Below are 19,568 nucleotides of genomic sequence, written 5' to 3' on the forward strand. Positions count from 1 at the left end.
TTTTGATCTTGTTTTATAAGATCAAAAGATCGCAGCCTGCGGCAGCTCCTACATGGGAAATATCAGCCGCGATGGATCAGGCCAGCAATTCCTGAATCTTTTCCTGCAGCACGTCCAGATCGAACGGCTTTTCCAGGATCGGCGCCTTGCGCGTGATCGGGCTGCCGGTCTCGCGGATTTCCTGCGGATAGCCACTGATGAAGATCACCTTCAGATCCGGGCGCAGTTTTACTGCAGGCTCCGCGATCTGCACGCCGGAGATCCCGCCCGGCAGGCGGAAGTCAGTGATCAGCATGTCCAGATGCGGCTTGCTCGCGAGGATCTCGAACGCCTGCTCGCCGTTTTCGGCCTGCAACACGCGGTACCCCTGCCCCGACAGGTAATCTGTCAGCACCATCAAGATAACCGGTTCGTCCTCGACGACGAGTACTACATCTTGTGCATCTACGCTCATGGGAAGCCTTTGTTCGGTCAATAGCTGCTGATACGACCGTGCGGTCACTCAGAGGTTGCGTCGGATATGCCGTTTTCCTGGATTGGCAGACAAACGCGAAACAGGGCGCCTTCGTTGATTTGACTCTCGACGACGATGGAACCGCCATGGGCGGCGACGATCTGCTCGGAAATGAACAGACCCAGCCCGAGACCAGCCACTACCGTCTTGGCGGAAACCCGTTCGAACTGTTGGAAAATACGCTTCTGGTTCTCTTCGCTGATGCCGATGCCACGATCCTGAACCTCGACCCGCGCCTCGTCGCCCTCACGGTACACGCGCACCTGAATCGGGCTGCGCCCACCGTAGCGCAAGGCATTGGTCAGCAGGTTGGAGACCACCTGCTCGATGCGAAACTCATCCCAATGACCTTCCACCGGCCCGGATGCGGTGAACGACACTTCGGTCTCGGCTGCCTCTATCTGCTGGGCGAAGTTCTGCAGCAGGTTGCTCACCAGTTGCGTCAGGTCGAAACGATTCGGCCGGATCGACAACTTGCCGGTACGGATCCGCGAGACGTCGAGCATGTCTTCGATCAGGCGGATCAGGCTCTTGATCTGGCGCTCGTCGCGATCGACCATCGCGTGCATCTTGTCGAGGGTGAACGCCGCAGCGTTGTCCCGCGCCAGGTGCATCTTGCGCAACTGGGTTTCGAGTATCAGGCCGTTGAGCGGCGTGCGCACTTCGTGGGCGACGATCGACATGAAGTCGTCGCGCATGCGCACCGCCTGCTCCAGCTCCGACTGCGTGCTTTGCAGTTGCTGCAGCAGCGCTTCCTGCTCGCGACGGGCCTGCTCCAGGGCTTCGACCTGTTGCTTCATGGCCTTGCTCTGACGGTACAGGTCGACGAACACGTTGACCTTGCTCTTCACCGCGTGGATATCCAGCGGCTTGTGCAGGAAGTCCACCGCCCCGCTCTCGTAACCCTTGAACGCGTAGTTCAGTTCACGGCCGGCGGCGCTGACGAAAATGATCGGGATGTTTTTGGTTTTCTCGGTGCCGCGCATCAACTCGGCGAGCTCGAAGCCGTTCATCCCCGGCATCTGCACGTCGAGGATGGCCATGGCGAACTCGTGTTGCAGCAGCAGCGAAAGTGCTTCGTCCGCCGACAGCGCCTTGTACACCGTGCGATCCTCGCGCTTGATCAGCGCTTCGAGGGCCAGCAGGTTCTCCGGCAGATCGTCGACGATCAGCAATTTGGCCTGGATATTACTCAGCATGCGATTCGTTCCAGCTCGACAAGCAGACGGCCGATGCCGTGAATGGGTAGGACATGGTCAGGCTGCTGAATCTTCAGCGCAGCCAGAGGCATGGTGGCGACCTGTGCGTCCTGCGGGTCTTGCACGATGGTCAGTCCGCCGCGCTGCTTGACTTGCGCCAGGCCGCGAGCACCATCGTGATTGGCGCCGGTCAGCAACACGGCAGCCAGGGTTTCGCCGTAAACATCAGCGGCGGATTCAAACAAGTAATCAATGGCCGGACGGGAATGGTGCACGCGGTCTTCAAGACTCAGCGACAGACTGCGATCCTGTTCCACCGACAGGTGATACCCGGGCGTGGCGAAATAAACCGTGCCGGGCATGATGTCCTGCTTGTCGGTCGCCTCTGCCACCGGCAGCATCAGGCGCCGGGAGAACACTTCGGCCAACTGACTGCGGCGCTCCTCCGGCAGGTGCAAGACGACGATGATCGGCAGCACGTAACCCTGGCGCAGCGGCGCCAGCAAGGTTAGCAACGCTTCGACCCCGCCGGCCGAAGCGCCCACCACGACAGCCTCGACACGAGGCAAATCCACGGCATCGTTCATAATTTGCGGTAGATCCGTTCTTGTTTGACCAGAGGTTCGAACTGGTTCGCGTAACCGGAAAAATCCAGCGTTTCCTTGCTGCCCAGCACCAGAAAGCCGCGGTGGCACAGCGATTCGTGAAACAGACCGAAGGCACGGTCCTGAAGTTTCTTGTTGAAGTAAATCAGTACGTTGCGGCAGGAAATCAACTGCGTTTCGGAGAACACGCTGTCCGTCGCCAGGCTATGGTCGGCGAAGGTCACGTTCTCACACAGGCTCTTGTCGAAAATCGCGTAGCCATAGGCTGCGGTGTAGTAATCGGCAAAGGAACGCTGACCGCCGGCCTGCTGGTAATTGGCGGTATAGGCGCGCACGTTCTCCATCGAGAAAATGCCCTGCTTGGCCTTGTCCAGCGAGCGCGGGTTGATGTCGGTGGCGTAGATGATCGTACGGTCGAGCAGGCCTTCTTCGCGCAGCAGAATCGCCATCGAGTAAACCTCCTCGCCGGTGCTGCACCCGGCGATCCAGATCTTCAGCGACGGATAGGTGCGCAGCAGCGGCACCACCTCCTTGCGGATCGCCAGGAAGTGCGACGGATCGCGGAACATCTCGCTGACCGGAATCGTCAGCAACTGCAGCAACTGCATGAACGCCGTGGGATCGTGCAGGACTTTCTCCTGCAACGCCGAGATCGTCGCGCATTCGAACTGACTCAAGGCGTGCTGCACCCGGCGCTTGATCGAAGCGCCCGAGTAATCGCGAAAATCGTAGCTGTACTTGAGGTAGATCGCCTCGATCAGCAAGCGTAATTCAATTTCGCTGTTGCGCTCCGCGGAGTGACTGCTATCCACTAAATGCGTTCCATCTTCGGTAACCACACGCGAATCAACGAGAACAGGCGATCCAGATCGATCGGCTTGGCCAGATAATCGTTGGCGCCCGCCTGCAGGCAGCGCTCCTGATCGTCTTTCATGGCCTTGGCCGTCACCGCGATGATCGGCAGTTTGCGCCAGCGCGGATCCTTGCGGATTTCAATGGTGGCTTCAAAACCATCCATCTCCGGCATCATCACGTCCATCAGCACCAGGTCGATGTCCTCGATTTCATTCAACTTATCAATCGCTTCGCGACCATTACGGCCGATCACCACGACTGCACCCTTGTGTTCCAGCGCACTGGTCAGGGCGAAGATGTTGCGCACATCGTCGTCCACCAGCAGCACCTTGCGGCCTTCGAAGACCTTGTCGCGACTGCGGGCGGTCTTGAGCATCTTCTGCCGTTCATGGGACAACTGCGATTCGACTTTGTGCAGAAAGAGTGTCACCTCATCCAACAGGCGTTCCGGCGAGCGCGCGCCCTTGATGATGATCGAGCGCGAATACTTGCGCAGCTCGGCCTCTTCATCGCGGGTCAGGTTGCGTCCGGTGTAGACGATCACCGGCGGGAACGAGCAGATGTCCTCGGTCGACATGCGCTTGAGCAGATCGTTGCCGAGCATGTCCGGCAATTTCAGGTCGATCACCATGCAGTCGTAGATCGTCGTGCGCAGCTTCTCCAGCGCGTCTTGCGCCAGACCGACGGCGGTGATTTCGATGTCCTCGTCACCGATCAGGCGGGCAATGCTTTCGCGTTGCAGATCGTCATCTTCGACCAGCAGCACACGCTTGACCTTCTGGGTCAGCTTGGCTTCGAGACGGGCGAACACGTCCTTGAGCTCTTCGCGGGTGGTCGGCTTGACCGCATAACCGATCGCGCCCATGTGCATCGCCGCTTCGACACGGTCTTCGACCGAGATCACGTGCACCGGGATGTGCCGGGTTTCGGCGTGTTCTTTCAGGCGTTGCAGCACGGTCAGACCGGAATGGTCCGGCAGGCGCATATCGAGCAGGATCGCGTCGGGCACGAACTCGCGGGCCAGGTCATAGCCTTCGTCGGCACCGTGGGCCACCAGGCACTGGTAACCCAGTTCGTGGGCCAGGTCGTAAAGGATGTGGGCGAAATTCGGCTCGTCTTCCACCACCAGAATGCAGCGCGTGGCGAACGGCGCCTTGCCACGGTCATCGGCAAAACGCGGGATGTGCACCGGCGCCAGTGGCGACACCGCAATCGATGGCGGCTGCACCACCGGTGACGGGGCCGATACCGGCGGCGTGAAGGTCAGCGGGATCGCAGGGCTGTCACCCGGCTCGCTGTATTGCTGCGGCAGCACCAGGGTGAACACACTGCCCTGCCCCGGCGCGCTGCTGACGCTGATCGAGCCGCCAAGCAAGGCTGCCAGATCGCGCGAGATCGACAAGCCAAGACCGGTGCCACCGTACTTGCGGTTGGTAGTCCCGTCTGCCTGACGGAACGCTTCGAAGATGCTTTCCTGCTGGTCCGCCGCGATACCGATCCCCGAATCGCGCACGATGAACGCAATGCGCTCGTTTGGCTGGCCGGCGATGGTCAGGCTGACCGCGCCGTGTTCGGTGAACTTCACGGCGTTGGACAGCAGGTTCTTGATCACCTGCTCCAGGCGCTGGCGGTCGGTGTACAGCATGATCGGCGCATCCGGCTGCAACTCGACGCTGAACGTCAGTTGCTTGTCCGCCGCCAGCGGTTCGAACACGCTGCGCAGGCCATCGGCCAGACGCGCGACGCTGGTGTTTTCCGGGATCACTTCCAGCTTGCCGGCCTCGACCTTGGAAATGTCGAGAATGTCGTTGATCAGATTCAGCAGATCGTTGCCCGCCGAATAGATCGACTCGGCGAACTTGACCTGCTCGGCCGTCAGATTGTCCTGCGGGTTCTCCGCCAGCAACTTGGCGAGGATCAGCGAACTGTTCAGCGGCGTGCGCAGTTCGTGGGACATGTTGGCGAGGAATTCGGATTTGTACTTGCTCGAGCGCTGCAGCTCTTCGGCGCGCTCCTCGAGCTGCACCTGAGCCTGATTGAGTTCGGTGTTCTTCTGGTCCATGGCATCGCGTTGCTCGGCCAGGGTCTGCGCCTGTTCGGCCAACTGCTCGTTGGTCTGCTCCAGCTCGACTTGCTGGGTTTCCAGATGCGCCTGGGATTCCTTGAGAATCCGCGACTGTTCTTCCAGCTCTTCGTTGGCGGTTTTCAGCTCTTCCTGCTGCACCTGCAACTCTTCGTTGAGCTGCTGGGTTTCGGCCAGCACTTCCTGCAGGCGTTGGCGATAACGCGCCGCTTCGATCGAGGTGCCGATGTTGCCGGCAATCAGTTCCAGCAAATCGATATCGCGATCGCTGAGCGGACGCAGGAAGCCCAGTTCGATCACGCCGTTGACCCGGTCGTCATCGCTGGTCGGTACCACCAGCACACTGTGCGGCAGGCCCGCGCCCAGGCCCGAGCTGACCTTGAAGTAGTCGGCCGGTACCGAATCCAGACGAATCAGTTGTCCCTGCTGGGCAACCTGGCCGACGATGCCTTCGCCGCTGTAGATCTGCTGATCTTTTTCTTCCTGTTCGCGGGAGAACCCGTAGGACGCCACGCGCTTGAGGCCGCCGTGCTCTTCGCGTACGTACAGCGCCGCCACCGCAGTGCCCAGGTATTGCGCGCAGAACTGCAGAATATTGCGTCCCAGCAGGTTCAGTGTCAGTTGCCCCAGCACCTGCTCCGCCAGCTCGGTCTGGCCGCTGCGCATCCACGCCTGACGCTCCAGACGCTCGGCGCTGGCTTGCTGCGCCGCAAGGTTGGCGCTGTAGCTGTCAGACAGACTGACCAGATCACGGCGCCCGACATAGGCCAGCAAACCGCTGATCCCGGCTATAAACAGCAGGTACAGGACGATGCTCCAGATCGTGGTACGGCGCACCTCTTCGTTGCGCGTGGTGCGCAACTGCTGCTCCATGTCGATCACGTCTTCGAATTGCTTGCGAATTTCGTCGGTCAGGCGCTTGCCGCGCCCGGCCTTGACCGCGCCCCGGTAGTCACCGCTGGAGCGCTGCAGGTCGATCATCGATTGCGCGTAGTTGCTCCACTCGGTCTGCAATGCCTGCAAACGACGCAGCCGATCGGTCTGCACCGGGTTGTCGGCGGTCAATTCGAGCAAGGTATTGAGCGCCACGTTGATCCGCGGCTTGGCAGTCTCGTACGGGTCGAGGAAGTGCTCGTCGCCGCTGAGCAGGAAACCACGCATGCCGGTTTCCAGATCAACGGTGAGTTTCACCGCTTCGTTGGCGTTATTGATCACCCGGTCGGTGTGTTCCACCCACTGGATCACCGAGAGCAAATAGGTGATCAGCGAAATGAAAAACACTGCACTGATCGCGCCGACGCCCAGGGGCAGACTGATGTTGCGCGTCAGGAGTTTACGGAACCGTGTTTCGTCAACTGTAGACCGAGTGGACATGGGGCAGCCTTGTCGAACTGTCGAAACCCGGGAGTTTGCCCCAAAACGGTACTATGGATCCATTTTTCTCACTGCCATGGTGGCAATTTCCTACATTTGCTGCACTTCCCGATGAGGCAACGGGTATCCTTGCCGCCCCGATTTGCAGCTAATCTTTTTCGTATCCGCTCGGGAACTTGTGGCCATGCGCCACTTACTCATGCAAGAGCCCGGCATTTTCGACCGGTCGCCGTTCCGATTTCATTTCTTGAGAGCTATCCCTATGTCCACCCCAGAGTCCACCATCCTTGTAGTAGAAGACGACGACATCGTACGCATGCTCATCGTCGATGTGCTGGAGGAGCTGGAGTTCAAGGTGTTGGAGGCGGCAGACGGCGAATCTGCGCTGAACACTCTCGGGGATCAGAGCGAGCATATCGACTTGATGATGACCGACCACGGTCTGCCGGACATGACAGGTAGTGAACTGGCCGAAAAGGCACGTCAACAGCGCCCCACCCTGCCCGTGCTGTTCGCCAGCGGATATGCCGAAAACATCGACGTACCTGCGGATATGCACGTGATCGGCAAACCATTCTCGATCGATCAACTGCGTGACAAGGTCAAGGACATTCTGAAACAGTGATTGGCCTTGATTCGGCAGCGGCTGCAGATGTGCTCTAATTGCGCGCCATTTTCAGCCGCCTGCCTGCAAGGAACACCCGTCAATGACTGCATCACCCGCCACCAAAGTTCTGGTCATCGGTTACGTCTGGCCCGAACCGCGCTCTTCGGCAGCCAGCGGGCATGTGATGCAGATCCTCGATACGTTCCTGCAGCAAGGCTGGGACATCACCTTCAGCAGCCCGGCCGGCCCGGGCGAGCACAAGGCTGACCTGACGGCGCTGGGCATCCGCGAAGTGCCGATCGAACTCAACAACAGCAGCTTCGATAGTTTCATCCGTGAACTGGCTCCGGATATCGTCCTGTTCGACCAGTTCATGATGGAAGAGCAGTTCGGCTGGCGCGTCGAAAAGCAATGCCCGAACGCCTTGCGCGTACTGGAGACATCCGACCTGCAGAGCCTGCGCCACGCCCGTCACCAACGGCTCAAAGAGCGCCTGAAAGACGACCCGGACAATCAGGACTTCAGCGCACTGTTCGCCCCGGCGCTGCGTGAAGAGTTCGAGTTGATGGCCGACACCGACCTGGCCAAACGGGAAATCGCCGCGTTGTATCGCTGCGATCTGAATCTGATGATTTCCGAAGTGGAAATCCAGTTGCTGGTCGAACAGTTTCAAGTCCCGGGCGAGCTGCTGCACTGGTGCCCGCTGATGCTCGAACCACCGCGCGCCTCGTTCGTCCCCTTTGAGGAGCGGGCGCATTTTCTGAGTATTGGCAACTTCCGTCACGCGCCCAACTGGGACGCCGTGCTGTGGATGAAGACCGCCGTCTGGCCGCTGATCCGCCAGCAATTGCCCGGCGCCCAGCTGCATGTCTACGGTGCCTATACGCCGCCCAAGGCCACAGCCCTGCACAACGCGGCGCAGGGGTTTCATGTGATGAACTGGGCAGAAGATGCGCTGCAAGTGATGTCGCAAGCCAGGGTTTGCCTGGCGCCTTTGCGTTTCGGCGCGGGGATCAAGGGCAAGATCGTCGATGCGATGCTCTGCGGCACGCCCAATGTCACGACGCCCATCGGCGCTGAAGGCATGGGCGGTGCGCTGTCATGGCCGGGTGAAGTGGCCCTGTCGGCCCAGGCCCTGGCCGATGCCGCGGTCGCACTGCATGAAGACCAACAGCGCTGGACTGACGCACAGCAGGCCGGCGTCGCGTTGTTGAACGCGCGCTATCGGCAGGCTGATCACGGCCCGGCGCTGATCGCTCGCCTGCAACATTGCCGCGACAACTTGTCCGCATTACGTCGCGCCAACTTTACTGGCAGCATGTTGCGTCACCACTTGCATAAAAGCACCCAATACATGGCGCAGTGGATCGAAGCAAAGAACCAGAAAAGTTGATAACTAAAGTGCAAAAGCACATTGCCAATACTTTGAAAAGAGTGCTGGCTTGTACTTTTTCCGCTTGCACCAAAGAATAACTTCCGAACTGACCAAAAACTTGACTGGTCGGAAATTAAACTTTATCTGCAACGGAATGCACCATGAGTAATTACCCTTTCAAAAACTGGATGGCGGCTACACCGGATATGGACCAACTGACCCTTGGCGAAGTGGTCTGGCCCGGCGCGCATAACTCCGGGCTGGATTACGACTTTTCGTACCCGGCGTATCTGCAGCCCACTAAAAACTGGTTTGTCTGCCAGGATGGCCCGTTCATTCAGCAACTAAGCGAGGGCGTGCGCGCCTTCGACTTGCGTCTGCATGCCGATGAACACTGGCTGGGCATCAGGAAGTTTCATACGTTTCATGGCGTGAAACTGTTCCAGGGACGTTCCTTGAGCGATCTTGTAAAAAGCCTCAACTTTTTCCTCAATGAAAATCCGAACGAATTCATCGTATTGGACTTACATGAACTCCAGGGCATCAACGATCAGCCATTCGATTACAAGGGTTTCCATGAAGTGATCACCACAGAACTGGCTTCGCGGCTTATTCCCCGAAACAATAGTCATCTGACCCTTGAACAACTTAAAAGGGCCAGTTCGCTGCAACGCGTGGTGTTGGCAAGCGACTCGCACCCGGATTTCAATTCACCCCTGTACTGGCCGAAAATCCGCCATGAATGGAGCGGTTCAAATATCACCTCTCCCGAGCAACTCGAACAACACATCACACGAACGCTGGCCAATCCGCCGGCACCCGGCAGCCTCTGGTCGTTGTCGGCCACCAGCTACGGCGAACTGGCCGGCGTCAAGCGGATCACCGACGAACTCGATCAATGGTTTGGCCCGGACTCGGGATGGGCACCGAAGTGCAGCATTATCAATGCCGACTTCATTGGTGGCACTCCACTGATCGGCCATTGCCAGCAGGTCAACCAGTCTAAAGGTCTCAGAAAGACCCGGGGCTGAGGCGCTGGAACTGTCCGTGGCGCGCGTGCATGATGGGCGCCTGAACACCACAACAAGACGCATCGGACATGACTCGGGCAACCAGAATCACTGATCCCTCCTACGAACTGATGGACGACCATAACGGGTTGTCCATCATCTACCGTCAGCATGGTTTTCCGTGCCCGTTAGTGCGTTGGCATTTTCACAAGGAATACGAACTGCACCTGATCGTTGCCAGTTCCGGCAAGGTCTTCATCGGCGACTACATCGGCAACTTTTATCCGCAAACACTGTTCCTCACCGGGCCCAATCTGCCGCACAACTGGATCAGCCAGGTGGCCGACGACGAAGTGGTGGAAAAGCGCGACATGCTGGTGAACTTCACCGATGAGTTGTTCGACAGCGGGCACCAGGTGTTCGCCGAACTCAAGACTCTGGCGCCGCTGCTGGAGCGCGCGCAATACGGCATCGAATTTCGCGACAAGGATACGATCCGTCAGGCCATGACGTTGATGCAGCGAATTGCCGATACGCGCGGCGTTACCCGTCTCGGGCATTTTTTCATTCTGATGGAGCTACTGGCGGCGACTGACGATTATCAATTGCTGTCCGGCGCCACTAACACGCAACTGGCCGACGAGCACAACATCGACCGCACCAACCGCGCGGTCGACTTCATCTTCGACCATTACGCCCGCGAATTGACCCTGGAAGAAGTCGCCGAGCATCTGGGGATGAAGCCGACGTATTTCAGCCGCGTGTTCAAACAGGCCACCGGGCGCAACTTCATCGAGTTCGTCAATCGGCTGCGCATCAGTAAATCCTGCGAACTGTTGGCCGATGGTGACAAACCGGTGACAGAGGTGTGTTTCGAGTCGGGCTTCAACAACATTTCCAACTTCAATCGGCGCTTCCAGCAACTCAAGGGCATGACGCCGTCACACTATCGACGCCTCGCGGTGCAACGCCTGACTGAACAAAACCTCGGCTGACACCACCGCCCCCTGTAGGAGTGAGCCTGCTCGCGAAAGCGGCGTATCAGTCAACTGATCGGCAAACTGACACAGCGCTTTCGCAAGCAAGCCTGCTCTCACAAAAAGCATCCGACGCGATGAAACCTGTACTGATTCGATAGCCCCTTCCCACTGAAAAGCCCTTCCCTGCGTCTACCGCAACAAACCCCAGTGCAAAAAAGTATTGATTTGAGTGCGACGGATGATTTGTCAGTCCGTCGATTGAGGGCTGTAATCAGCGCACATTCTTCCTGCATTCGGAAGACACAAAAACAATAACTGTCCTTCTGCCTCCCAACGGACGCAGAAAAGGAGTGCACGATGCAACCCACTGCAAAAGCTCTGCTAGCCCTCACCTGCATGACCCTCAGCAGCGTCAGCCTTGGCGCCCAGACCCTGACCATCGCCACCGTCAACAACAGCGACATGATCCGCATGCAAAAGCTCTCGAAAACTTTCGAGTCCGAGCATCCGGAGATCAAGCTCAACTGGGTGGTACTGGAAGAAAACGTCCTGCGCCAACGCCTGACCACCGACATCGCCACCCAGGGCGGGCAGTTCGATGTGTTGACCATCGGCATGTACGAAGCGGCACTCTGGGGCGCCAAAGGCTGGCTGGAACCGATGAAGGACCTGCCGGGCAGCTACGCCCTCGACGACGTGTTCCCGTCGGTGCGCGAAGGCCTGTCGGTCAAGGGTTCGCTGTATGCCCTGCCGTTCTACGCCGAAAGTTCGATCACCTATTACCGCACAGACCTGTTCAAGGACGCTGGCCTGACCATGCCCGAGCGTCCGACCTGGGAACAGATCGCCGGTTTCGCCGAAAAACTCACCAACAAGGACAAAGAGCAGTACGGCATCTGCCTTCGCGGCAAGGCCGGCTGGGGCGAGAACATGGCGCTGATCACCACGGTCGCCAACGCCTATGGCGCGCGCTGGTTCGATGAGCAGTGGAAACCTGAGTTCAGCGGGCCGGAATGGAAAAACGCGCTGAATTTCTACGTCAACACCATGAAGAAGTCCGGCCCGCCGGGCGCCTCCAGCAACGGTTTCAACGAGAACCTCGCGCTGTTCAACAGCGGCAAATGCGCGATCTGGGTGGACGCTTCCGTCGCCGGCTCGTTCGTCACCGACAAGACCCAGAGCAAGGTCGCCGATCACGTCGGCTTCACCTTCGCCCCGCATCAGGTCACCGATAAAGGTTCGGCGTGGCTGTATTCGTGGGCACTGGCGATTCCGACCAGTTCCAAGGCCAAGGACGCCGCCAAAGCGTTCAGCGCCTGGGCCACGTCCAAGGAATATGGGGAACTGGTGGCCAAGACCGACGGCATCGCCAACGTGCCGCCGGGCACCCGCGCCTCGACCTACAGCGATGCGTACATGAGCGCGGCGCCGTTCGCCAAGGTCACGCTCGAATCGTTGAAAGCGGCGGATCCGAGCAAACCGACGCTGAAACCGGTGCCTTACATCGGCATTCAGCTGGTGACCATTCCTGAATTCCAGGGCGTGGGCACCCAGGTCGGCAAGCTGTTCTCGGCGGCGCTGATCGGCCAGACCACGGTGGATCAAGCCCTGGCCGCCGCGCAGCAAACCACCGAACGCGAGATGAAGCGCGCCGGTTATCCCAAGTAACCGCTGAACGACTTGCTCCTGCCTCCTGTGGGAGCGAGCTTGCTCGCGAAAGCGGTGGGTCAGTGTCATGTGTATTGACTGACACGACGCCTTCGCGAGCAAGCCCGCTCCCACACGGGATCTCCATAGGTCTGTATGACTCGGTTGTGATCACCATGAATACTTCAACTGCCAAAGCCCACATCGACCTGTCGCAACCCCAGCGCAAAGTCCGCGTACGCAATCCCGGCTGGTTTCTGGTCAGCCCTTCGGTGGCCCTGTTGCTGCTGTGGATGATCGTGCCGTTGGGCATGACCATTTACTTCTCGATGATTCGCTACAACCTGCTCGATCCGGGGGTCAACGAATTCGTCGGGCTGGAGAACTTCAGTTATTTCCTCACCGACTCCGGGTTCCTGCCCGGCGCCACCAACACCCTGTTGCTGGTGGGCAGCGTGCTGCTGATCAGCGTGGTGTTCGGCGTGCTGATCAGTGCGTTGCTGGAGGCCAGCGAGTTTCTCGGCCGCGGCATCGTGCGGGTGATGCTGATCTCGCCATTCTTCATCATGCCCACCGTCGGCGCGCTGATCTGGAAGAACCTGATTTTCCATCCGGTCTCCGGAATCCTCGCCTACATCTGGAAGCTCTTTGGCGCGCAACCGGTGGACTGGCTGGCGCACTACCCGCTGCTGTCGATCATCATCATTGTCTCGTGGCAGTGGCTGCCCTTCGCGATCCTGATCCTGATGACCGCCATGCAGTCCCTTGACCAGGAGCAAAAAGAAGCCGCGCGACTCGATGGTGCCGGCCCCGTCGCGATCTTCTGGCACCTGACCCTGCCGCACCTGGCGCGGCCGATTGCCGTGGTGGTGATGATCGAAACGATCTTCCTGCTGTCGGTGTTCGCCGAGATTTTCACCACCACCAACGGCGGCCCCGGCTACGCCTCGACCAACCTCGCCTACCTGATCTACAACCAGGCGCTGGTGCAGTTCGACGTCGGCATGGCCTCGGCGGGCGGCTTGATTGCCGTGGTCATCGCCAACATCGCGGCGATCATTCTGGTGCGGATGATCGGCAAAAACCTGACTGACAAAGCCTGAGGCCTGCCATGACTCTTCAACAATCCCGCCGGCTGCAAAGCCTGCTGCTCGGCACCCTGGCCTGGGCCATCGCGATCGTGATTTTCTTCCCGATCTTCTGGATGGTGATGACCAGTTTCAAAACCGAAATCGACGCCTTTGCCACGCCGCCGCAGTTCATCTTCACGCCAACGCTGGAGAACTACCTGCACATCAACGAGCGCAGCGACTACTTCAGTTTTGCCTGGAATTCGGTGGTGATCTCATTCAGCGCCACCGCCCTGTGCCTGCTGATCGCGGTGCCTGCCGCCTATTCGATGGCGTTCTACGAAACCCAACGCACCAAGGGCACGCTGCTGTGGATGCTCTCGACCAAGATGCTGCCGCCGGTGGGCGTGCTGATGCCGATCTACCTGCTGGCCAAGAGTTTCGGACTGCTCGACACGCGCATCGCGCTGATCGTGATCTACACCCTGATCAACCTGCCGATTGTGGTCTGGATGATTTACACCTACTTCAAGGACATCCCCAAAGACATCCTCGAAGCCGCCCGCCTCGACGGTGCCACCCTGTGGCAGGAAATGGTTCGCGTGCTGCTGCCGATCGCCAAGGGCGGCCTCGCTTCGACCGTGCTGCTGTCGCTGATTCTGTGCTGGAACGAGGCCTTCTGGTCGCTGAACCTGACCTCGTCGAAAGCTGCGCCTCTGACCGCGCTGATCGCCTCGTACTCAAGTCCCGAAGGCTTGTTCTGGGCCAAGTTGTCAGCGGTCTCGACCCTGGCCTGCGCGCCGATCCTGATCTTCGGCTGGATCAGCCAGAAACAACTGGTACGCGGCCTGTCGTTCGGTGCCGTGAAATGAAGTTCTCCAACCGTACCCAATCCCCTGTGGGAGCGAGCTTGCTCGCGAAAGCGGTGGGTCATCCAACCATGATGTTGACTGATACGGCCCCTTCGCGAGCAAGCTCGCTCCCACAAAAGAGCTCGTCAAGCTCTATCGAATAACAATACTGCGGAGGCCCATCACCATGGCCAATCTGAAAATCAAGAATCTGCAAAAAGGTTTCGAAGGTTTCTCCATCATCAAGGGCATCGACCTTGAGGTGAATGACAAGGAATTCGTGGTCTTCGTCGGCCCGTCCGGCTGCGGCAAATCCACCCTGCTGCGGCTGATCGCCGGGCTGGAAGAAGTCAGCGGCGGCACCATCGAACTCGATGGCCGCGACATCACCGAAGTCAGCCCGGCCAAGCGCGATCTGGCGATGGTGTTCCAGACCTACGCGCTGTACCCGCACATGACCGTGAAGAAAAACATGTCGTTTGCCCTTGACCTGGCGGGCGTGCCGAAAGCCGAAGTCGAGAAAAAGGTCGGCGAAGCGGCGCGCATTCTCGAACTCGGGCCGATGCTCGAGCGCAAGCCGAAACAGCTGTCCGGCGGCCAACGGCAACGGGTCGCGATCGGCCGGGCGATCGTGCGCAATCCGAAAATCTTCCTGTTCGACGAACCGCTGTCCAACCTCGACGCCGCGCTGCGCGTGCAGATGCGTCTGGAGCTGCTGCGCCTGCACAAGGATCTGCAAGCCACGATGATCTACGTGACCCACGATCAGGTCGAAGCCATGACCATGGCCGACAAAGTCGTGGTGCTCAACGGCGGCAAGATCGAACAGGTCGGCTCGCCGCTGGACCTCTATCACCACCCGGCCAACCTGTTCGTCGCCGGGTTCCTCGGCACGCCGAAAATGGGCTTCCTCAAGGGCAAGATCGCCCGCGTCGACGGCCAGAGCTGCGAAGTCTCGCTGGACGCCGGTACGCGCATCACCCTGCCGTTCAACGCCGCCAACCTGAGCGTCGGCAGCGCGGTGACCCTGGGCATTCGTCCGGAACATCTGGAACTGGCGCAACCGGGCGACTGCACCCTGCAAGTCACCGCCGACGTCAGCGAACGGCTGGGCAGCGACACCTTCTGCCACGTCACCACCAGCGCCGGCGAAGCCTTGACCATGCGCGTGCGCGGTGACCTGGCGAGCCGCTACGGCGAGCAGCTGAACCTGCACCTGGACGCCAACCATTGCCACCTGTTCGACGCCGATGGCGTGGCGCTGACCCGCCCGCTGCGCGCGGCGGCCTGAACCTCGAGACCTGCCCGATGAAACTGAATGAACAAAACCTGCACCGCCTCGCGCCCGAGGTGCAACTGCCGGCCTACAGCCTAAGCGACACCCGTCAAGGCATCGCACACATTGGTGTCGGCGGTTTCCATCGTGCGCATCAGGCGTATTACACCGACGCGCTGATGAACACCGGTCAGGCGCTGGACTGGGCAATCTGCGGCGTCGGCCTGCGCGCGGAAGACCGTCGCGCCCGTGACGATCTCAAGGAGCAGGACTACCTGTTCACCCTGTTCGAACTCGGCGACAACGATGACACCGAAGTGCGGGTGATCGGTGCGATCCGCGACATGCTCCTGGCCGAAGACGGCGCACAAGCGCTGATCGACAAACTCGCCGATCCGCAGATCCGTATCGTCTCGCTGACCATCACTGAAGGCGGCTACTGCATCGACGACAGCAACGGTGAATTCATGGCGCACCTGCCGCAGATTCAACGCGATCTGGCACATCCGCAGGCGCCGAAAACCGTGTTCGGCTTCCTCTGTGCGGCGCTGGAAAAGCGCCGTGGCGCCGGCACACCGGTGTTCACCCTCATGTCCTGCGATAACCTGCCGCATAACGGCGCGGTGACCCGCAAAGCACTGCTGGCCTTCGCCGCCCTGCGCGACCCGGGACTGCGCGACTGGATCGAACAGAACGTCAGTTTCCCCAACGCCATGGTCGATCGCATCACACCGATGACCAGCACCGCCCACCGCCTGCAACTGGCCGACAAACACGGTGTGGACGACAACTGGCCAGTGGTCTGCGAGCCTTTTGTGCAATGGGTGCTGGAAGACAAATTCGTCAACGGTCGCCCGGCCTGGGAACAGGTCGGCGTGCAGTTCACCGATGACGTTTCGCCCTATGAAGAAATGAAGATCAAACTGCTCAACGGCAGCCACCTGGCGCTGACGTATCTGGGCTTTTTGAAGGGCTATCGTTTCGTCCACGAGACCATGAACGACCCGCTGTTCGTGCGCTACATGCGCGCCTACATGGACCTCGACGTCACCCCGCAACTGGCGCCGGTGCCGGGCATCGACCTGACCGACTACAAGAACACGCTGGTGGCGCGTTTTTCCAATCAGGCGATTGCCGATCAGCTGGAGCGGGTGTGCTCGGATGGCTCGTCGAAGTTTCCCAAGTTCACCATTCCGACGATCAATCGCTTGATTGCCGATGGCCAGGAAACCAGGCGTGCCGCGTTGGTGGTGGCGGCTTGGGCGTTGTATCTGAAGGGCGTGGATGAGAATGGCGATACCTATGGGATTCCTGATCCACGGGCGGAATTCTGTCAGGGGCTGGTGGCGGATGATGCGTTGATCACTCAGCGGTTGTTGGCGGTTGAGGAGATCTTCGGCACGGCGATTCCGCGTTCGGCGGCGTTTGTGGCGGCGTTCGAGTGGTGCTGCAACAGCTTGCGCGAGGTGGGCGTGACGCGCACTTTGGAGCGGGTTCTGGCTGAGTGATGCGGTGACTCTACTGACGCCTTCGCGAGCAAGCTCGCTCCCACAGGGGAACGCGTTTCAAAATGTGGGAGCGGGCTTGCTCGCGAATGGCAGCCTCACCCTGGCAAACCTGACACCCTGAGGACCTCACTGTGACCACCCGACAACTCTTCCTCGGCATCGACTGCGGCACCCAAGGCACCAAGGCGATCATCCTTGATGCCGCCAGCGGTCAGGTGCTCGGCGAGGGCGCTGCCACGCACACGATGATCAGCGGCGCCAATGGCCGCCGCGAGCAGGACACCCAACAGTGGCTCGACGCCTTCGCCCTCGCCACCCGCCGCGCCTTGCTCGCGGCCGATGTCGACGGTCAGGCGATTCTCGGCATTGGCGTTTCCGGCCAGCAACACGGTCTGGTGCTGCTCGACGATCAGGGCCAGGTGCTGCGCCCGGCCAAGCTGTGGTGCGACACCGAAACCACTGACGAAAATGACCGTCTGCTCAAACACCTCGGCGGTGAAAAAGGCTCGCTTGAGCGCCTCGGTGTGGTCATCGCCCCGGGCTACACCGTATCGAAACTGCTGTGGACCAAAGAGCAGCACCCGGAGGTATTCTCGCGCATCGCACGCGTCCTGCTGCCCCACGATTACCTGAATTTCTGGCTCACCGGTCGCGCCTGCAGCGAATACGGCGACGCTTCCGGCACCGGTTATTTCAACGTGCGCAGCCGTCAGTGGGACTTGCAACTGCTGCGCGACATCGACGCCACGGGTCGCCTGCAAGCCGCATTACCGGAGCTGATCGACGCACATCAGGCGGTCGGCACCCTGCTGCCGGCGATTGCCCAACAGCTCGGCCTCAACCCGAATGCGCTGGTCGCCAGCGGCGGTGGCGACAACATGATGGGCGCCATCGGCACCGGCAACATTCAGCCGGGGGCGATCACCATGAGCCTCGGTTCCTCCGGCACGGTGTACGCCTACGCCGAGGCGCCGCAGGTCAGCGCGGATGCGTCGGTTGCCACGTTCTGCTCGTCCAGTGGCGGCTGGCTGCCGCTGATCTGCACCATGAACCTGACCAACGCCACCGGCGCGATCCGCGAACTGTTCGACCTTGATCTCGAACAATTCAACGACCTCGTGGCCCAGGCGCCGATCGGCGCCGAAGGCGTGAGCATGCTGCCATTTCTCAACGGCGAGCGCGTCCCCGCCCTGCCCCATGCCACCGGCAGCCTGCACGGCCTGACCCTGAGCAACCTGACCCAGGCCAACTTGTGTCGCGCCGTGGTCGAAGGCACCACCTTCGGTTTGCGTTATGGACTGGATCTGTTGCGCCACAATGGTTTACAAAGCCGCAGCATTTGCCTGATCGGCGGCGGTTCGAAAAGCGCGGTGTGGCGGCAGATCGTCGCCGACATCATGAACACCCCGGTGATCTGCACCGAACACAGCGAAGCCGCAGCCCTCGGCGCGGCGATTCAGGCAGCGTGGTGCAAGTCATGGTCGAACGGCCACGAGGACACTTTGGCCGATCTGTGCCAGCGCTGTGTGAAGCTCGATCTGCACAGTGAAACCCTGCCGGTTGCCGCCAATGTCGCGGCGTTCCAGCAGGCCTATGAACGCTATCAACAGCATGTCGCAACCCTATAAAGAGCAAACAATTATGTATTTGGTGTGTGGCGAAGCCCTGTTCGATTTCTTCAGCGAAGACGATGCCAGCGGTCTGGCCTCGAAGGTGAATTTCAAGGCGATTGCCGGCGGCTCGCCGTTCAACGTCGCGGTCGGTTTGCGCCGTTTGGGTGTTGATTCGGCGCTGTTCGCCGGGCTGTCCACCGACTATCTGGGCCGGCGTTTGCAGCAAGTGCTGCAGGAAGAAGGCGTGCGTGCGGACTACCTGATCGACTTTGCCGCGCCAACCACGCTGGCGATGGTCGCGGTCGGTGCCAACGGTTCGCCGCATTACAGTTTTCGCGGCGAGGGCTGCGCTGATCGCCAGTTGAGCGTTGCGCATTTGCCGCAGCTCGGCGCTGAAGTCCGTGGCCTGCACATCGGCTCGTTCTCGCTGGTGGTGCAACCGATTGCTGACACCCTGCTGACCCTGGTGCAGCGTGAAAGCGGCAAGCGCCTGATCACCCTCGACCCCAACGTGCGCCTCAACCCGGAACCGAACATCGACCTGTGGCGCGAGCGCGTGGCGACCTTGGTTCAACTGGCCGACATGATCAAGGTCAGCGACGAAGACCTCAGCCTGCTGTATCCCGAGCAGGATCCACAACGCGTGATCGAAGGCTGGCTGCAGCATCGCTGCCAGTTGGTGTTCCTGACCCGTGGCGGCGAAGGCGCAACGGTGTTCAGCCGCGTTCATGGTTCGTGGTCAGTACCGGCGTGCTCGGTGAAGATCGCCGATACCGTCGGCGCCGGCGATACCTTCCAGGCGGCGCTGATCACCTGGCTGACCGAGCAGGAACTGGATTCGGTCGAAGGGGTTCAACAACTCAGCCGCGAGCAGATCGACGTGATGCTCAGGTTTGCCGTACAGGCGGCCGCCCTTACGTGCAGCAAGACCGGTCCGGATTTGCCCTATCGTCACCAGTTGAGCTGAGCGCGTAGACTGTCGGCCTTTTTGCGCGCATGGG

At 60.1% G+C, this 19,568-nt stretch carries 16 protein-coding genes; 11 read left to right on the forward strand and 5 right to left on the reverse strand.

Features of this window, described 5'->3' with window-relative positions:
• Window positions 1–76 precede the first annotated feature (76 nt).
• The 5 genes from CKW11_RS02090 to CKW11_RS02110 are packed head-to-tail and all read right to left on the reverse strand — an operon-like array spanning window position 77 to window position 6,630.
• A complete protein-coding gene (locus CKW11_RS02090) occupies window positions 77–454 on the reverse strand; it encodes a response regulator (protein WP_003225116.1) in 378 nt (125 codons plus the stop codon).
• A gap of 44 nt (window positions 455–498) precedes the next feature.
• Window positions 499–1,713, reverse strand: a complete 1,215-nt coding sequence (locus tag CKW11_RS02095; RefSeq protein WP_095136014.1) for a hybrid sensor histidine kinase/response regulator — start codon at window positions 1,711–1,713, stop codon at window positions 499–501.
• Window positions 1,707–2,300 (reverse strand): chemotaxis protein CheB, encoded by a 594-nt coding sequence (locus CKW11_RS02100; protein WP_027612746.1) that lies wholly within the window; start codon window positions 2,298–2,300, stop codon window positions 1,707–1,709. The genes CKW11_RS02095 and CKW11_RS02100 overlap by 7 nt, the downstream gene beginning before the upstream one ends.
• The gene (locus CKW11_RS02105; RefSeq protein WP_064587633.1) at window positions 2,297–3,130 is read right to left on the reverse strand and encodes a protein-glutamate O-methyltransferase CheR; all 834 of its coding nucleotides are present in this window, start codon (window positions 3,128–3,130) and stop codon (window positions 2,297–2,299) included. The genes CKW11_RS02100 and CKW11_RS02105 overlap by 4 nt, the downstream gene beginning before the upstream one ends.
• Window positions 3,130–6,630: a response regulator gene (locus tag CKW11_RS02110; protein WP_095136016.1), complete on the reverse strand. Its 3,501-nt coding sequence runs from the start codon at window positions 6,628–6,630 to the stop codon at window positions 3,130–3,132. Before CKW11_RS02110 ends, CKW11_RS02105 begins: the two co-directional genes overlap by 1 nt.
• A gap of 262 nt (window positions 6,631–6,892) precedes the next feature.
• Between CKW11_RS02110 and CKW11_RS02115 the strand changes: the two genes are divergently transcribed.
• The 11 genes from CKW11_RS02115 to CKW11_RS02165 all read left to right on the forward strand — a co-directional run bounded on the left by CKW11_RS02115 (window position 6,893) and on the right by CKW11_RS02165 (window position 19,534).
• Window positions 6,893–7,255, forward strand: coding sequence for a response regulator (locus CKW11_RS02115; protein ID WP_095136018.1), 363 nt, complete (start codon window positions 6,893–6,895; stop codon window positions 7,253–7,255).
• Window positions 7,256–7,337: 82 nt separating this feature from the next.
• The gene (locus CKW11_RS02120) at window positions 7,338–8,630 is read left to right on the forward strand and encodes a glycosyltransferase (RefSeq protein WP_095136020.1); all 1,293 of its coding nucleotides are present in this window, start codon (window positions 7,338–7,340) and stop codon (window positions 8,628–8,630) included.
• 143 nt (window positions 8,631–8,773) lie between these two features.
• Window positions 8,774–9,643: a phosphatidylinositol-specific phospholipase C domain-containing protein gene (locus tag CKW11_RS02125; RefSeq protein WP_095136022.1), complete on the forward strand. Its 870-nt coding sequence runs from the start codon at window positions 8,774–8,776 to the stop codon at window positions 9,641–9,643.
• A gap of 68 nt (window positions 9,644–9,711) precedes the next feature.
• Window positions 9,712–10,617 carry an AraC family transcriptional regulator gene (locus CKW11_RS02130; protein WP_027612740.1) on the forward strand — a complete coding sequence of 302 codons (906 nt, stop codon included), beginning with the start codon at window positions 9,712–9,714 and terminating at the stop codon, window positions 10,615–10,617.
• A 342-nt stretch (window positions 10,618–10,959) separates the two neighbouring features.
• A complete protein-coding gene (locus CKW11_RS02135) occupies window positions 10,960–12,270 on the forward strand; it encodes a sugar ABC transporter substrate-binding protein (protein ID WP_095136024.1) in 1,311 nt (436 codons plus the stop codon).
• A gap of 155 nt (window positions 12,271–12,425) precedes the next feature.
• Window positions 12,426–13,352: a carbohydrate ABC transporter permease gene (locus tag CKW11_RS02140; RefSeq protein WP_095136756.1), complete on the forward strand. Its 927-nt coding sequence runs from the start codon at window positions 12,426–12,428 to the stop codon at window positions 13,350–13,352.
• An 8-nt stretch (window positions 13,353–13,360) separates the two neighbouring features.
• Window positions 13,361–14,191 carry a carbohydrate ABC transporter permease gene (locus tag CKW11_RS02145; protein WP_003225143.1) on the forward strand — a complete coding sequence of 277 codons (831 nt, stop codon included), beginning with the start codon at window positions 13,361–13,363 and terminating at the stop codon, window positions 14,189–14,191.
• A gap of 166 nt (window positions 14,192–14,357) precedes the next feature.
• Entirely contained in the window at window positions 14,358–15,461 is a 1,104-nt protein-coding gene (locus tag CKW11_RS02150; RefSeq protein ID WP_095136026.1) for an ABC transporter ATP-binding protein, read from the forward strand.
• Window positions 15,462–15,478: 17 nt separating this feature from the next.
• On the forward strand, window positions 15,479–16,954 hold the full coding sequence (locus tag CKW11_RS02155) for a mannitol dehydrogenase family protein (RefSeq protein WP_095136028.1): 1,476 nt from the start codon (window positions 15,479–15,481) through the stop codon (window positions 16,952–16,954).
• Window positions 16,955–17,085: 131 nt separating this feature from the next.
• Window positions 17,086–18,582 (forward strand): xylulokinase, encoded by a 1,497-nt coding sequence (gene xylB, locus CKW11_RS02160; RefSeq protein ID WP_095136030.1) that lies wholly within the window; start codon window positions 17,086–17,088, stop codon window positions 18,580–18,582.
• Between the two features lie 13 nt (window positions 18,583–18,595).
• Window positions 18,596–19,534, forward strand: a complete 939-nt coding sequence (locus CKW11_RS02165; protein ID WP_095136032.1) for a carbohydrate kinase — start codon at window positions 18,596–18,598, stop codon at window positions 19,532–19,534.
• Window positions 19,535–19,568 lie beyond the last annotated feature (34 nt).

Origin of the sequence: Pseudomonas sp. Irchel s3a10 (genome assembly GCF_900187525.1) — a bacterium.
In the GTDB taxonomy this organism is placed as follows: Bacteria; Pseudomonadota; Gammaproteobacteria; order Pseudomonadales; family Pseudomonadaceae; genus Aquipseudomonas; species Aquipseudomonas koreensis_G.

What these genes read in the sequence shown, in the direction of transcription:
- CKW11_RS02145 (WP_003225143.1), top strand. Translation starts at nt 13,361, where the DNA reads ATGACTCTTCAACAATCCCGCCGGCTGCAAAGCCTGCTGCTCGGCACC.
- CKW11_RS02090 (WP_003225116.1), bottom strand. Translation starts at nt 454, where the DNA reads ATGAGCGTAGATGCACAAGATGTAGTACTCGTCGTCGAGGACGAACCG.
- CKW11_RS02125 (WP_095136022.1), top strand. Translation starts at nt 8,774, where the DNA reads ATGAGTAATTACCCTTTCAAAAACTGGATGGCGGCTACACCGGATATG.
- CKW11_RS02135 (WP_095136024.1), top strand. Translation starts at nt 10,960, where the DNA reads ATGCAACCCACTGCAAAAGCTCTGCTAGCCCTCACCTGCATGACCCTC.
- CKW11_RS02120 (WP_095136020.1), top strand. Translation starts at nt 7,338, where the DNA reads ATGACTGCATCACCCGCCACCAAAGTTCTGGTCATCGGTTACGTCTGG.
- CKW11_RS02155 (WP_095136028.1), top strand. Translation starts at nt 15,479, where the DNA reads ATGAAACTGAATGAACAAAACCTGCACCGCCTCGCGCCCGAGGTGCAA.
- CKW11_RS02095 (WP_095136014.1), bottom strand. Translation starts at nt 1,713, where the DNA reads ATGCTGAGTAATATCCAGGCCAAATTGCTGATCGTCGACGATCTGCCG.
- CKW11_RS02130 (WP_027612740.1), top strand. Translation starts at nt 9,712, where the DNA reads ATGACTCGGGCAACCAGAATCACTGATCCCTCCTACGAACTGATGGAC.
- CKW11_RS02115 (WP_095136018.1), top strand. Translation starts at nt 6,893, where the DNA reads ATGTCCACCCCAGAGTCCACCATCCTTGTAGTAGAAGACGACGACATC.
- CKW11_RS02150 (WP_095136026.1), top strand. Translation starts at nt 14,358, where the DNA reads ATGGCCAATCTGAAAATCAAGAATCTGCAAAAAGGTTTCGAAGGTTTC.
- CKW11_RS02165 (WP_095136032.1), top strand. Translation starts at nt 18,596, where the DNA reads ATGTATTTGGTGTGTGGCGAAGCCCTGTTCGATTTCTTCAGCGAAGAC.
- CKW11_RS02100 (WP_027612746.1), bottom strand. Translation starts at nt 2,300, where the DNA reads ATGAACGATGCCGTGGATTTGCCTCGTGTCGAGGCTGTCGTGGTGGGC.
- CKW11_RS02110 (WP_095136016.1), bottom strand. Translation starts at nt 6,630, where the DNA reads ATGTCCACTCGGTCTACAGTTGACGAAACACGGTTCCGTAAACTCCTG.
- CKW11_RS02140 (WP_095136756.1), top strand. Translation starts at nt 12,426, where the DNA reads ATGAATACTTCAACTGCCAAAGCCCACATCGACCTGTCGCAACCCCAG.